At 57.1% G+C, this 15422-nt stretch carries 10 protein-coding genes; 4 read left to right on the top strand and 6 right to left on the bottom strand.

The features are described from left to right. Positions 1-317: 317 nt before the first annotated feature. Entirely contained in the window at positions 318-1073 is a 756-nt protein-coding gene (locus OB905_00500) for a hypothetical protein (GenBank protein MCU4924465.1), read from the top strand. A 116-nt stretch (positions 1074-1189) separates the two neighbouring features. Here OB905_00500 and OB905_00495 read toward each other — a convergent pair whose 3' ends face one another. The 6 genes from OB905_00495 to OB905_00470 form a co-directional block, all read right to left on the bottom strand. Further along, positions 1190-2020, bottom strand: coding sequence for a PIG-L family deacetylase (locus OB905_00495; protein ID MCU4924464.1), 831 nt, complete (start codon positions 2018-2020; stop codon positions 1190-1192). A gap of 93 nt (positions 2021-2113) precedes the next feature. After that, positions 2114-3103 (bottom strand): Gfo/Idh/MocA family oxidoreductase, encoded by a 990-nt coding sequence (locus OB905_00490; protein MCU4924463.1) that lies wholly within the window; start codon positions 3101-3103, stop codon positions 2114-2116. Further along, positions 3100-4062, bottom strand: a complete 963-nt coding sequence (locus OB905_00485) for a Gfo/Idh/MocA family oxidoreductase (GenBank protein ID MCU4924462.1) — start codon at positions 4060-4062, stop codon at positions 3100-3102. Before OB905_00485 ends, OB905_00490 begins: the two co-directional genes overlap by 4 nt. Positions 4063-4127: 65 nt before the next feature. Continuing rightward, a complete protein-coding gene (locus tag OB905_00480) occupies positions 4128-5435 on the bottom strand; it encodes an orc1/cdc6 family replication initiation protein (protein MCU4924461.1) in 1308 nt (435 codons plus the stop codon). A gap of 523 nt (positions 5436-5958) precedes the next feature. Then, positions 5959-8532: a ThuA domain-containing protein gene (locus OB905_00475; GenBank protein MCU4924460.1), complete on the bottom strand. Its 2574-nt coding sequence runs from the start codon at positions 8530-8532 to the stop codon at positions 5959-5961. A gap of 799 nt (positions 8533-9331) precedes the next feature. Continuing rightward, positions 9332-11611, bottom strand: a complete 2280-nt coding sequence (locus OB905_00470; GenBank protein MCU4924459.1) for a malectin — start codon at positions 11609-11611, stop codon at positions 9332-9334. 722 nt (positions 11612-12333) lie between these two features. On the opposite strand from OB905_00470, the gene OB905_00465 reads away from it, so the two are divergent. The 3 genes from OB905_00465 (at position 12334) to OB905_00455 (ending at position 15180) form a co-directional block, all read left to right on the top strand. Further along, complete coding sequence (locus OB905_00465) at positions 12334-12507, top strand: hypothetical protein (protein ID MCU4924458.1); 174 nt, start codon at positions 12334-12336, stop codon at positions 12505-12507. 497 nt (positions 12508-13004) lie between these two features. Continuing rightward, positions 13005-13187, top strand: a complete 183-nt coding sequence (locus tag OB905_00460) for a hypothetical protein (protein ID MCU4924457.1) — start codon at positions 13005-13007, stop codon at positions 13185-13187. 238 nt (positions 13188-13425) lie between these two features. Beyond that, positions 13426-15180 carry a PQQ-dependent sugar dehydrogenase gene (locus OB905_00455; GenBank protein MCU4924456.1) on the top strand — a complete coding sequence of 585 codons (1755 nt, stop codon included), beginning with the start codon at positions 13426-13428 and terminating at the stop codon, positions 15178-15180. Positions 15181-15422 lie beyond the last annotated feature (242 nt).

Genomic DNA, 15422 nt, shown 5'->3' with positions numbered 1-15422 from the left:
GAGGAGAGTGTGATCGAGTCGCCGATCCTGATCCTCTCAGAGAGGACGAGTTCCTGTTCATTATGGGGCTGTTTGGAGTAGTATTATTACTGATTAGCCACAACGACTGGTATGATCGGGGACTCGATACAATTAGATACTACTCAGCATATCGAGGGGAACAGTATCGGGTGTCTGTTGTGTACCGTGCTCCTGATCGCAGTGGGGGCAGTGACGTCGGTTGAATCGGGTACACGTGCTCTCAGCGGACGGCGCAGTGAGTACGTCACGTCTCCTAACTGGTGTTGCGAACCGACGACACTTCTCAGGGGAGAGCTATGACTGGTAACGTATCCGAAGCCCTCACAGCCATCGACCGCGAGCGGTCGTATCTGGTAGCGGAGCGTGATGCGTTCGCTACGTTCACCGACGAGGTGCAGACGCTGTCGATGCCACCCCAGAAACGCGTGCACGTAGCTGTCTCCGGATCGATGAGTGCCAGTTCCACAACCAATCAGTTACAGAACGTCCGAGATCAGTACCGAAACACCGTAATGGATGTTCCAAAGTACGAGGTCAATTTTGGGCAGTCCCTCCGCGAGAACATGTCGGCAGAGCTCGGCGATGAAGTCGCTGAAGCGGTTCTCGATGGTCACCAATTCAATAGAACGCTTCAACGAGTGCTCGTCCAACAAGCGCGCGCGGCTGCACAACGACGCGAAGAGATGATCGAAACGTTCGATCGCGAACGCAGCTCCATAACGGGCGCTCGCGAAGCGTTGCGAGAGGTAACTGACGGTATCGACGAGGTCACAGCACCGACACTCCTCGAGGAACCACTCTCGGAACTAGTCGATCATGATCGGGCGCTTCGACGTGAAAGGCGACGCTGTGAGAATCTCTTAGAGAGGCGCCAGCGAGAGATCCACCGGCTGAACAGCCGGTTTCCACGGGCCGGCCTGTTTGCGGTTCATACCTGGCTCTATCACGACATGGATGTGACCTTTCCGGTGTTGAGCGACAGTCTCGAGATGGTTGCGACCATTGACGAGTGTCGGCGGACGATTCTCCGGACAGTTGCAGATCTCCCCTAGTTGCTCTTGCAGGTCGTTTCGCGATCCACGAGACGAATTGCGGAATGTCTGGCAGGGTATCTCACAGTAGTTTCGGTCTCGTATGTGAGCCAACACGACGCAGTACGAAGATCGAACTAGAAGAAAAATAGCTCGTTACTTCGCTCGTCCGTCAGCGGCGCACCGTAGGGGGAGATCTCTACGGCCTCGGCGTGCGTGACTGCACTACCGCGTTCGTCGCCGTACCGCTCTGTGAGCTGCCCGCGGAAGCGATCCGCGACGTTCATTTCGGTGTGCTCGACTAGGTGACTCAGCCCGTCGTTTGCGAGCCACCGACGACGTTCCTGGGCGCCGTCGGGAACGTCGTCGATTTCGTCGAACGTGAACGGGAGCCACTCGTACACCTGTGACTCGTGGCAGTGCAGCGCATCGAGCTTTCGTTGTTCAACGTCAGAGACGTCGAGGACGATGTCCGGCTCGAACGGCGCGGGCTTTTGAAAGTGATCGGCAATGTACCCAAACACCGGGTTCTCGGCGAGGGCTGGCGTCTCTGGGCAGACGTTCGGAACGATCAGCATGTATGCAGCGTCTCGGAGCAATTGCGCACAGTAGCGGTGGTCTGGGTGGTAATCGTTCGGGCGTGGCCCGAGGACGAGATCCGGCTCGATCTCGCGAATGAACCGAACGAGCCGTCGCCGATTCTCGAGTGTCGGCTCGAGACAGCCGTCGGGAATGTCGAACACGTCGTACGATATGCCGAGTGTTTCGGCGACGGCCTCGGTCTCTCGTTTTCGTCGAGCGGCCAGTTCCTCACGATCCATCTCGTGATGGCCCGCACTGCCATCGGTCACCGAGAGAAAGGTCACGTTGTGTCCTGCCTCGACGTATTTTGCAGCGATACCTCCGGCCTTGATCTCGCAGTCGTCAGGATGTGCACCGACGACCAGCAGGTGAGTTTGTTCAGTCACGTTTGGGACTCGAAGTTGATGATCGGACTAGTTTGGATCACGGCACTACCCTCTTGGGCCTGTCACACGACGAAAACCAGCAGCGTCGGCTGATCACCGCTGAATCGGTACCGGCGCTTGAGCATCTGCCGACTCGTAGGCAGCCTCGACGACACGAACGGCCTGCAGACCCTGCTCGGGCGTGACTTGAGGATTACGCCCGTCACGCACCGCAGCTACGAAGTCGTCGATCAACCCGGCGTTTGCGCTGGTACCGTACGATTCCCGGTTGATCCCCGCTTTCGGACCGGATTCGACGGTGTACTCGATCGAGCGACCAGTACAATCGATGGAGAGGGCTCCCTCGGCACCGGTTATCTCGAGCGTCGCGTCACCCCACGTGTGCCACGTGTCGGGCTTGCTCCACGATCCGTCGAGAAGGAACGGCGTTCCGTCGGCCAACTCCATGGAGAGAACGTTGACGTCCTCCACGTCGATATCGTGCATTCGAGTACCGACCTCTGCATACACTTCGGCTGGCCACTCTCCGAGGAGATGCGCCACGAGATCGACAATGTGAACGGTGTGGTCCATCACAGCTCCGCCACCTGCGGCCTCTGGATCGACGAACCAGCCTCCCGGCATCAGTCCGCGATTGGTACCAGAAAGCGAGAGAACGGACCCAATTCCGTTGTCCGCTATCGTTTCTTTGGCAAGACGGGCGGGCTCGCAAAACCGAAGCGGCATGGCGACACCGGCATTGATTCCGGACTCGCGCCACGTTTCGACCATCGACTCAGCCTCCGAGGCGGTGGTTGCGAGGGGCTTCTCGCAGAGAACATCGACGTCGGCTGCAGCCGCCCGTTCGAACCAGTCTCGGTGATCAACGTTGGGCGAACAAATAACCGCGGCATCGATCTGATCGAGCAACTCATCTGCGTCTGAGACGAACTGGGTATCGTGTTGGTCTGCAGTTTCGCGTCCCTGTTCGATGTTGATATCGGTAACCCCGTGGAGCGTCGCGTCGTCGTGCTCGGAGAGTAACTCTGCATAGACTTCCGTATGTACGTGAGCCGCCGAGAGAAGGCCGACTGAAACCGTCATGCGATCACCTCGCTGAGGGCGACGGATTCACCCAGCTCTGCGGATCGTTCGGCAGCCAGCGCCAACCGCAACGATGCGAGGGCCTCTTCGGGCCCCACAGCCGGTTCGGTGTCGTTCTCGAGGCAGTCTACAAAATGTTCGAGCTGACGTCGGTAACCGTTTCTCGCAATTGGGCTTTCCTTACTGCACTCGCCGTTTGCCCACTCGAGGTACGGAATCTCGTTCGTCGAAGAGAATTCGACGAGTCCATCGTCGCCGGCGAACTCGAGTTCGACGGTAAACGGCCGAGAATCCGGCTGTGCCCACGACGCCTCGACGTACCCCACTGCACCGTTTTCGAAGCGAAGCGTCACGAACCCGTGTTCGCACTTCTCGTCTCGGTGCCGTCGAGCAAACACGCGCTCGACGTCGCCCCAGCACCAGCGCAGATAGTCAAGGTCGTGGATTGCCAGATCCACAAAGATTCCGCCGCTCTTGTCGCGGTCGGAAAACCAGTCGGCCGATCCCCAGTCGGGAAATGGCGCCATTCGCCGGGCTCGAGTGACGCCGGGTTCACCGACGTCGAGGGTGCGCGCGTTCTCGTGACTTGGCATAAATCGGACAACGTGTCCGACCATACAAACGATTCCGGAACTGTTCACGATATCGACGATCTCGTGGGCGTCATCGAGGGTCCTCGCAATCGGTTTCTCGAGGAATACATCGACTCCGGTTTCCGCGGCGGTTTGGACGAGGTCTCGATGTGTGTGCGTCGGCGTACAAATATCGAGAAAGTCTATTTCAGCATCAAGACACATCTCTCTGACGTCCGTGTACGAGTCAGCCTCAAACCCAAATTCGTCGACGAACTCCTCCGGACCGCTGGGTGATGCAACGGCGACAACGTCGAGATCCATCTCAGCATACTCGGTAGCGTGTGTACTAGCCATGAAGCCAGCTCCTGCGATACCAACTCGCATAACTTGTCTTTCTCAGTTGCATATAATAATGTTTTGTATATATTCCCCACAGCCATGAAACGCGTTCACACGTGCCAATCAACGTTCGACTTCGCCGGCGTATTTTGATCGCGTAACTGTGTGGTGACAATTTCTACGACATCCTCGTGGGACACCATATCCAGCCGCGAATCTTCCCGAAGTGTGTTCAGAATCGTTTGTGGTCGCTCGGCAAACTGGAATTCGAGGAACATTCCCGATCGCGGACCGTAACTCCGACGCTCGAAGTCGACCAGCGAGTACGTCGTTAACTCCTTCATTTTATTCACGTAGGTTTCTTGATGGTACTGATCTGCATCGATCGAGCTCGTAATGTACTGGTAGACGTGATATCCGATTGTGCTCCGGGCAGAGCCAGTATTTGTTTCAGCTGCGACTGAGGCGGTTGCGTACAGACACAGCTTCTTTTGCGTGCTGATGCCGCGTATAACCTCAAGAACACGATTCTTTTCCACTTTATCCTGGGCCCGCCGGACGTGTTGTTCGCGAACACGAGTGTCTCCCTCGCGCTCGGCGAGTTCCCCAGCGACGCGAATCAGATCGATCGCCTTTCGCGCGTCGCCGTGTGTCTGTGCCGCGAAGGCAGATGCCAGCGGGATAACGTCTTCGTCGAGGACATCCTCGTAAAACGCATCTTTTCGACGGTGAAGGATCGCCTGTAACTGATTTGCATCGTAATCGTCGAAGTGAACGTCCTCTGGAGTAAACGAACTCAGCGCGCGGCTCCCGACGTACTCCATCATTTTGACGTTGTTCGAAATGGCAACGACAGAGACGAACGCAGACAGCTCATTGTTCGCACCAGCCCGAGAGAGTTGATACAGGAGTCGGGAAAATGCGGGCTCATCCTTGTCGCGCCGACCGACGAGCATGTCGAGTTCGTCGAGGACGAACACCGCAGAATCGAAGTTCTCGTTGACGATGCGGTAGAGTTCGTTCCACTTCTCCTTGGTCGAAATCCCGTGCTTGGGGACGCGTACCTCGTCTCCTGACTCCTCTGCAGCACGCTTGGCCAGTTCGTAGACGGCCACACCAAGGGTATCCAGATCCTGGCAGTTCACTTCGATCGTGCCAAACCGGATATCACGCGTCTCACAGATACGCGAAATGTTTTTACAGACTGCTTTTGTGATCAGTGACTTTCCGGTGCCAGAAGGGCCATACAGAAAGAGATTCGGGGGGCGGTTGTTTCCGAGAGCAACGCGAAGCATCTTCGTGACGTCCTGAAGCTGATCGTCTCGACCGACGATCCGATCCTCCTTGACGACCTTTGTAGAGTCCAGAAGCGAACGATCCTTGATTAGCTTGTCCTGCTTGTCGAATTCGAGAATCATCTCTTCGATAGATTGGGTCTCTGTGGACGTGGAGTTCTGGTCGTGACTCCCCGATTGAGTGCGTTCATTTGCCGCGAGTGTGGAAGGGGGTGAGTCGGTATCTAGATGGTTCCCGTGCCCATCAGCAGGCGCGTGGGAATCTTCATCAACCATATCATTACTCATAGTATCTGTATTTTAAAAATGTTCCTGCTCAGCACACGGAGATATTTTCTGAGAGACTTCTACTGAAATAAGAAGATGGCGACAGAGTCGTACCGATCTCAACGTGATGAGGGGGGCCGAGTAAGCCCCTTCGAGCCAGAAGTGGTTCGGGTGTCATCGCGAACAGACTGATGGTGCAAGTGTGATGGTCCTGAACTGCTGTGGCCAGCAACGGTGGTAGCCACGGCATTCCGGACGGTTGTGTCTGACACCCGTTGGATCGACATGGCTGCCGGTCGAGAGCCACTGTTTCGACCCACTCTCACCACAGGGTCGCTTTTGCTTAAAAATATTGTATGTGTTCATACACTATATCTCTTCATTCTTCATGATAGACTCTATAGATTTGTGGACTGGAAGCGCCGGCCCCGTACTCCATCACGTAGAGGTGTCCTTCGGGACCAATCGTCGCGTAGAAGGGTGACTCCAGTAGCAACTGCTCGGGGAGAAACTCGTGGACCGTCAGGGGTTCGTCATCCTCGTCGTAGGTGGCGATGAGCGTCCAGTTATCGTGGTAGTCCATAATCAGGTGTTTGCCATCGTAGTACTCCGGAAGCGCCGTGTCGGCAAACTCCTCGTCGTGGCGATAGATCGGTCCCGTCATCGGCCCACCGCTTCCCCCGGGAATTCCCGGATGCGGGATTGTATCGGGACCTGCCTCTAGCTCGATGTAATCCGGTTCACCGCCACCAGTATAGGAGTTCCACGTCATTGGGTACCAGTGTGTCGCTTTGGTCGCCGGTGGGAGCTCTGTCAGTCCATCGTTGTTCGGAGAGTCATTGATCGGTTGCTCCGGATCGAAGACGCCCGCTACCTCTTCGGTCTCGAAGTTCCAATCCGTGTACGGGTAGTTCGGTCCAGCAAAGTACGGCCAACCAGCGTAGATCGGTTCCGACGTACGATAGAACTGTACCAGCCCGAGCGCCCCGCGTTCGTCGCTCCACCCGCCGGCGCCTTCGCCGTAATCGCCGAACACGAGGTCGTCCGTTTCCGGGTCGATGGCCATCGTGAACGGATTTCGGAGTCCGAGCACGTAGATCTCGGGACGAACCAGCCTCTCTGCGATCGCCTCTTCGTACTCCGCCTCGGGAAACAGATTGTCCTCAGGAATGGAGTAGGAACCGTCGTCTTCGGGGCGGATGCGTAAGATACTGCCCCGTAGATCGTTCGTGTTCCCCGACGTTCGTTGCGCATCGATGTACTCGTTGCCCTCTCGTTCGTCGATCGGCGCGTATCCGTCGGATTCGAACGGGTTCGTGTCGTCTCCGATCGAGAGGTAGAGGTATCCCTCCGAGTCGAACACGATGTCGCCAGCGACGTGACAGCACGATTCGCGTTGCATCTCCACGCGAAGAACTTCGACCTCCGAATCCGGATCAATCGTCTCACCGTCCACGTCGAACCGAGACAGCCGACAGTAGGGGAGATTCTGATACTGGGAGGCTCGTTCCACCTCGTATGGACTGTACTCGTAGGGTGAGCCAGGCGTCTCCGCGGGCGAGTAAAAGACCCAGATCCAGCCGTTCTCCTCGAAATTCGGATCGAGACTGATTCCCTGCACGCCGTCTTCTTCGCCGGTGTAGACGTCGAGTACGAGCGCGGTCGTCGTTTCGCCCGACTCCTGGTCGGTGATGAAGAGTTCCCCCTGGCGGCTGCTGTGGAAGAGACGCCCGTCCGGTCCGACGTCCAGTTTCATCGGCTCCCCGGTGTTGTCGGTGATCGACTCGACAGTGAACTGGTCCCACACAGTTCCCGTCGCACCGCCGTCTAGAACGCCTGCAGACCAGAGAATACCACCTTTCAGATGCTCGAGGAAGTGAGTTTCCTCGAACGCATCTTCCGTGTGGCCGCGCGCGGTGTACCACGCTCGACCGCCATCGAATTCGTGACACCAACTGATCGGATGGTCCGCGAGGCCGCCGTCCATCGCTGCACCGTCGTACGTTCGCTCGTCGACGCTCGCGAGGACGTGGACGTCACCGCGAGGATTCTGGTCGAAATCGTACCACTCGTCCTCGACCTCCCATCGAGCGGGAAGATCGCTGGTAGATGGGTGACTGCGGTCGGTTACCTGAACGTCGGCCGGCTGGACGTCGGGGGCGTTCTCCGCGTAAGCCCCAATCAGCTCGCCGTACCACGTCCAATCGTGGTGCGTTTCGGCGGCAGCATGGATGCCGGCAAACCCACCCCCGCCTTGGATGTACCACTGGAACGCCATTCGCTGCTCTTCGTTCAGAACGGCACCTGTCGTGTTGTTCCAGACGACAGTGTCGTACTCCTGTAGGGTGTCGTGGCTGGACGGAAACTCGGAGGTATCAGCCTCGATGACGTCGATCGTAACTTCGTTGGCGCTCACCTCGTCGGCAATGTCTGAGGCGAGAGCTTCGATAGCCTCGTTGCCCGTTTCGATCGACTCGCGACGAGTCTCGTCGGTCGCAGAAAAGACGAGAACACTGACCTCCTCGATTTGAACCGTCAGTTCCCCTGTTTTCTCGTCGTCGTCGCTCGCAATTCGATACGTGTGCGTTTCGATACCAAGATCCGATGTACTGATCTCGTCGAAATGAACCGTCTCAGATTCGCCCTCGGCCAGGGTCAGCTCTTCGTCTGCAACGACGGTCCCGTCAATATCGCACTCGATCGTCTGGGTTGCCGATGTGTCCCCGGTGTTCGTAATTGTCGCAGAGACGTTGATCGACTCGCCTTGCGAAGCAGTCGTCTCTGTCGGGGTAATCTCGGAAACGTCGAAGAACGCCCCGTCATCGTCGCCCAGTTCCTCGAGCCCGAAACACCCAGCCAGCGTTACCGCACCGGTCCCGCCCGCCGCCATCAGCAACTGCCGCCTTGGTAGTGATGTCTCACGCCGTCTCAGACGCTCGGTCTGCGAACCCATACCTCACTTATACTTATAGAATCCATTTATAGATTCGGATAGGGCTAACCGTCTCTCGATCTGTTCTGTCACGAGAAGCGACGACGCACTCGACGGCCAGTGGTGGCGTACGGTCCCGTCGGAATACACGAGCCCCCGCGTTCCACAGGAACGGGTTAATTTTTAAATAATGAGAGGATCATGCGATAGTTACTGTCCGTAGAACGAACATCGGTTCCATAACTCTGCCTGGACGACGACGAGGGGGAGTGGACGGTCACAGTCAGCAGCGAGGACGAGACCGATTCCGTCGACGTCGTCATCGAATCGGACGAGTCGACACTCTGAGAGAGACGTGACGACAGGCGTCTCGAGACGCGACTATTGTGGCTATTTGGCCGTCGCCATTTTCGTCGGCGTCGCCCAGACATCCAGCCACTCCGATGATCCCACCAGTTCCGACTGCCCGGAGGAACCGACGACGATTATTCGCGACCGCTACATCGGCTGTCTCACTATCTCTAACCGTCATCTATGCAGATATTGCCATTATTTATGTATATGTGTCTTTCGGGTGTCGATCTGAAACGGGTTCTCCGGTTGGAACAACCATCACACCGACTCCTCTCGGTCCCAGTCCGCTCCGTGGACGGCCGCGAGGTAGGTAGATTCTGTCACGACGAAGAATCGCTAGCGAAGTACGAACGGATGTCCGTGATGTCGCCGCAGGAGGCAACGAAAAACTGCTAGCCCTCGACGAACGGCGAGGGGTGCGTCGTAAGACCGTCCGAACAGCGGTAGGGATCGGCGCTGTCGCCGGTTACTCCGCGTCGTGAATCTCGATCCCGTTGACTTTCGTGTTGGAGTCGGAGTCAGGATGGACTTCGAATTCGACCGCCAGCGTGCCATCCGTGACCTCGACGCCCTCGAAGGTTTCGGGATGGGCGACACCGTCTTCAACGTGGTACTCCGAGAGCACCTCCTCTCCCTGGAGCAGGACGTTCTGGATCCGCTCTCTGTCGTCGAAGTGCGGCCAGTCCGAGAAGTGCAGCGTCACGTCGTACGTGCCGTCATCGATTCCGATCTCGAGCCCCCAGTCTTCGCCGCTCATCTCGCTTGCATACAACACGTCGTCCTCCGTCCCTTCAAACACCGTCTCGTCATCGTCCGGATCCATTCCACTCGTTCCGCCGCTGTCCCCAAACACGGAGACGGCGTCGTTGGCGTCCGGCGAGTCATCGAACTCCAGTCCGTCGATTTCGACCGTTTCATCGTTTTCGGTACCGCCGGCGTCCAGTCCATATGGAACGGAGACGGGATCCGGTTCGCTATCGTCTTCGTCGTCACCATTATCGTCGCCGTTCGGGTCGCGAATCTCGATCCCGGCGAATTTTGACATATCTTCGACCGTTTCCGTCTCGATCGTCAGCGACCCGTCGTCGACTTCTACGTCTTCGACGACGAATTCGTGGGCGGCAAAGTCACCGACTTCCGCGTAGATGTCGTACTCCTCTGCGACGATTTCGCCTTGGACGAGAATATCGAAGACTCGACCACCTTCCTCGTCTGCGAAGTTCTCGCTGTTGTGGAGCACGAGGTCGTACGTGCCGTCTTCGATGGCGAACTCGAATCCGAAGTTGTTCCCGAAGAAGTACGTCTGGTACAGCGCTGGGTGATCCGTTCCGTCGATCTCTTCGTCGGTTTCAGCGCCTCTGTTTGCCGGTGGTGTGAAGAAGTCGGCTTCGTCGGGGTGGTGGTCGCCGAAGATCTCCAGGTGGGGGATTGACTCAGCGTCATCTGGATCCTGGACCTCGTCAAACCGCAGTCCGTCGATCGTAACCGGCTGATTGGACTGGGGCTCTTCCTCTTCGACCGAGCCGCCGAGATTCACCGCGTACGGGGCCGAAACTTCGTTCTGGGCCGGGTGGACCTCCAAGCCACTGAACTTCGTATTTTGGTCTTCCGTGTCGGGGTCCCACTCGGTTTCGATCCGGAGGACGTTGTCCGTGACCTCAACGTTACGGAACGTTTCGACGACGGCCTCGTTTCCGTCAGCGATAGCCAGGATATCGAACCCTTCGTACACTAACTCATCCTGGATGTAGATGTCGAATATGCGGAAGCCTTCGCCCTCCTCGATCGCTGTGGTGAAAATTTCGGCGAAGTGTAAGGTGATATCATATGTTCCGTTTTGGATCCCGATTTCGTATCCGAGGTCGTTCCCATGACTTTCTGCCTGGTAGAGCGCGTCGTACTCCGTCCCGGCGATCTCTGCGGCGACCGGACCCGAGTCCTCCGTGTAATTGCCGCCGTATACCGGTTCAACGAACTCGTTGTCCTCCGGCGATTCGTCGAACACGAGTCCTTCGATTTCGATCGTCTCGTCGTGGGCGATACCGCCCGTGTCGAGCGCGTACGGTGCTTCGAGTCCCCCATCGAGCGTCATAACTGCGCTCGCGGTATCGTCGTCACTTGCTACTGCGTAGTCATTGTTCCCAACACCGAACTCGCTCGTGTCAATATCCTCGACGACGACCGTCTCATCCTCGTCTTCCGCGAGCGTGATCTCTTGTTCGTCGACCGTGTCACCACCGACGACTACCTGGATCGACTGTGTCCCCTCGACGTCTCCGGTGTTCGTAACCGTCGCTTCGACATTGAACGAATCGCCGTGATCGATGGTCACATCACCGGGCTCGAGGTCAGAGACCGAGAAGTAGTCGGAAACGATGCTCAGTTCACCCTCAGCCTCGCCGTCTTCGCTCGCGACGGTGAGGGTGTACGAACCGACTGCCAACCCGGCTGTATCGACCTGCTCGAACGCCACCGTCTCCTCGTCACCGTCGGACAGCGTTAGGTCGTCTTCGTCGAGAATCTCGTTGTTGGCGATGAGCTGGATCAGCTGTGTGCCCTCTGCGTCACCGGTATTCGAGACCGTTGCGGACACGTCGATCGCCTCTCCCTCGCCGGCAGTTATCTCTGCGGGATCGACGTCGGAAACCTCAAACGAGGCGGATCCCGTGGTGTCGTCGTCCCCGTTGCCGTCATCGGCGGTATCGTCCCCACCATCGTCGTCGCCGAGACAGCCTGCAATCCCCACCAGCCCACCAGCACCGGCTGCTCGTAGAAACAGACGTTTGTTAGTGTCAATCTGAACGCTCTTTTCACTCCCATCGCTACGATTTTCGAACGTCATCAGTTTCTGATTGTTGTGGACCGCTATATTTTTTGGGGAGATGGTCAGCGATATTATGATGTTTGTTTTTCAAGTCGACAAGAGAACGATTCTGAGCTGAGTAAATTACAACCATATGGTTGTAATGGACGACATAGTTTACCGACGAATCGTCTCTCTATGGATAGGAGAGCGTTAGTCTCGGCCCATACTGAGAAACTCATGAATGTGCCCCGGTATCTCCGTTCGGTCGATTTGTTGGCTCGGCCACAATAGACGCTGACTCGGCCACAAGGGGGTTGTCTTTGCATACGAGCGATTTCGGACCAATATCCTCAATCCTTCACTGCCTACGTTGGCCCTTCAACCGGAGCCGTCGGCATTCGTGATCCTCGAAAAATACGCTTCCGGAATATAACACATCTCTTTGTGTTTGGATAAATATAAAACCATTATATGGATGTTGTGCGTTCCTGGAATATACAGATGGCCGGTATACGCCCGGAGTGCAGATTCACTGGGAGGGGTCGGTGGCGTGGAGTAGACTGGGGTGATTCGGTCGCCCGCAGAGATCGTACTGTTGGCATGGATTTCGACGTCACCTCTACGAGCCGACTCGACCCAGCGTACATCTATCACACAAAAGCATGATTCCCGAAGAGATCGACATCCGTCACGAAGGAGGTGCGCTCGCGTTCGTCGCCGTCGACGAGAACGGGGACGAGACCGGTGCCGATATCGGCGTCGGTGATCTCGTCGCCGAGTCTCTCGACGCACGATCGCTCGGGGGAGTGGGCGTTCCCCTGGTTTGGAGCAGATGATAGCACTCACTGTGAGGATATTACGATACGAGACTGCCGCTTCGAGAACGGTGGCGGATGCGCGATCGGCTCTCATTCGGTCGGCGAAGGCGAAACGTATCGAAACATCACCATCGAGAACTGTACGTTTCGGGATCTCGATGGGGAGGCTATCAGTGGCCTCAACTGGGAATCCGTCGAGATCAAGGACTGCCTGTTCGAGGACAACCGCATTGCCATTTATCTCTCCGATACGGGGGAGGAACTCGAGTCGGTCACCATTAGCGGTACCACTATCAGGGGACGGCCCGACGATAGCACCAACAGAGGCATACAACTAGACAGCGGTTCGGTTCCGGCGTGACCGTCGACAACGTGACCGTCAAACGCGCCAACAATACCGGAATTTGGGCGGGGTATGGTGGCGCGAACGAGATCACAATTACGGGTTGCCACCTCGACGAAACAGGTCTAAACAGCGATCACGGGGCCTTCGTCTCAACGGAGCGGGCGAGTCAATGACCGCGAACGTACTCATCAGCGGGAACCGCATCGATTACCTTACCACGCACGGTACGGACCTCGCAGACGGAGGGATCGTGACTGACAACATCATCACGGAGAGTGTCGAGACGGATGGTGGTGTGGAGATGTGCAACAACATCATCGACGACGCGTTCATCAAGCGAGGTCCTACCTGACGAGGTGCCCCCTGGTAGCCCCTAGCCGTATAGGGTTCGAACGTCCACTTCGACCCGGGGCACCTCGACTCGACACCCGTTCGGATAGCTTGAGACGCCTGAGAATCCGGCGACAGATCAACACGGTGTCTGAACAGTCTTATTACGGGAAATTACAATCACGCATACTAAATAATTAGGTAGAATTCATTGGATATTTTTTAATACGTTTTTATACAATAACATCATCGGACGTGATATGGTCGAGAGGACGCCAGACGACGCAGACACTGATCAGAATCTGACTAAACAGTTCTTTAGAGGGGCCGGCGGGCTGGGTGCGGTCGGACTGGCCGGCTGCCTGGGCGACAGCGACGACAACGGCGACGACGACAACGGAGAAGACGAGCCAAACGGGAACGGGCCAGAAAACGGTAATGGTCCAGAAAACGGCAACGGGAACGGTGAGCCCGAGCAGACGTACTGGCATCGGGAGCTGCAGCCCGAGTGGGGCGAGCCCGACCCAGAGGCGGCGACCGACTGGGATAACTACGAGACCAGCGCCATCCTCGAGCAGGATTACCTGATGGCCATCGACACCGGCCCCGACGACCGCGTCTGGTACATCGAACGCGGCGAGTCATTTCCCGTGTACGGCGATGGGACGTGTGACGTGGGTTGGGTCGACCCTGACACTGGCGCTCACGAGGCCGTTCTCGAACTCGACGTCAAATTCGGCAACGAGGAGGGAGCGGGCGTCGATACGCCAACCAGAGAGCTAGGGGGCCAGGGTATCGCGCTAGACCCGGCGTTTGAGGAGAACGGCCACGTCTACATCTGCTACCATCCTTCCTCGGAAGATATGGAAGACATTGGCACGAGCCCGTACGAGGAGTTCTACGATGGTGAGATCACGTGGGGGTATATGCTGGTCTCACGATTCGAGTTCGACGGCGACGTGATCGATCCCGCCTCCGAAGAAGAGATCATCCGCATTCCCCAACAGCATGATTCTTGTTGCCACCACGGCGGCAGCATCCAGTTCGGTCCCGAGGGGAATCTGTTTATCTCAATCGGCGACAACTGCGAAATCGTCTCGGAGTACTCGCCGCTCGACGATCGTGAAGAGATACACCCAGCGTACGACGGTGCTCGCTCGTCCCAGAACACGGCCGACCTCCGGGGCAGCATCTTGCGAATCACGCCCGACGCAGACGGTGGGTATTCGGTTCCCGAGGGCAACCTAAAGGAGAAACACGAGGAGCACCTGGGCGAGGAGTTCGACGACGAGGAGTTCCGACCCGAGATCTACTCCATGGGGTATCGAAACCCGTTCATCTTTGCAGTTGACGAGCACACGGGGGCTCTCTTCACCGGCGACTACGGTCCCGGCTACGGGGACTGGAGTACCGACCGTGGCCCGGTCGGAATTTCGGGGTACAGATTGATCTGTGAACCGGATAACGCGGGATGGCCGTTCTTCAAGGGGTACTATCCGTACCGTCGGTATGACCACGGAAGCGACGAGCTTGGGCAGCCGTACTGGATGGACAATCCACGGAATGATTCGCGCAACAATACGGGTCTCGAGCGGATCCCGCCGATCACGCCGGACCTGATCTGGCACCCCCAGATCGGGCAGGAGTCGGAGTATTCCGAAGCTCCCGCGTGGGTAGATATGCCCCGGCCCGGAGAACACACGTGGCCCGAGGTCGGGCTGTCGGGCGGTGTAAATGGGGGGCCGTCGTACCGGTATTCGGACGCGTTCGGCGAGGGGGCGCTCGATCCGTACTTCGAAGGGAAGCAGTTCTTTTTGGCGCCGTACGGGACAGATATCGGGCCGTTTTACATCACGTTCGCGGAGGACGGGAGTATCGAGATCGACGAGTTCTTGCCGGACGCGCCGTGGCACACGCCGATGGAGATCAAGTACGATCCGCAGGGCCGTCTCTACGTGTTGAACTACGCTGAGGATGGCTCTGGTGCCATCTACATGGTCGAGTACACCGGCTGAGACAACCTCCTACCGGCATCGGGAGAAAGGACCCTTTTTCGAGATTACCGCGGTTCTCGTCGGAGTATGCGATTCGTCCGAGTTGCCACAGAGAGAAATTCCAACAGTCTTGTACTATCGTTATCCTCCACAATCATATAATACTCCAGTAGATATATGTGAGAGAAGGAAGTATACGATTGTGTAACGGATGACACAGGATACCAATAGTAGAGTCGAGAATAACGCTCGGAACGGACAGT

It is taken from the genome of Halobacteria archaeon AArc-dxtr1 (assembly GCA_025517425.1).
In the GTDB taxonomy this organism is placed as follows: Archaea; Halobacteriota; Halobacteria; order Halobacteriales; family Natrialbaceae; genus Halostagnicola.
This window is presented reverse-complemented; position numbering and strand designations above follow the sequence as displayed.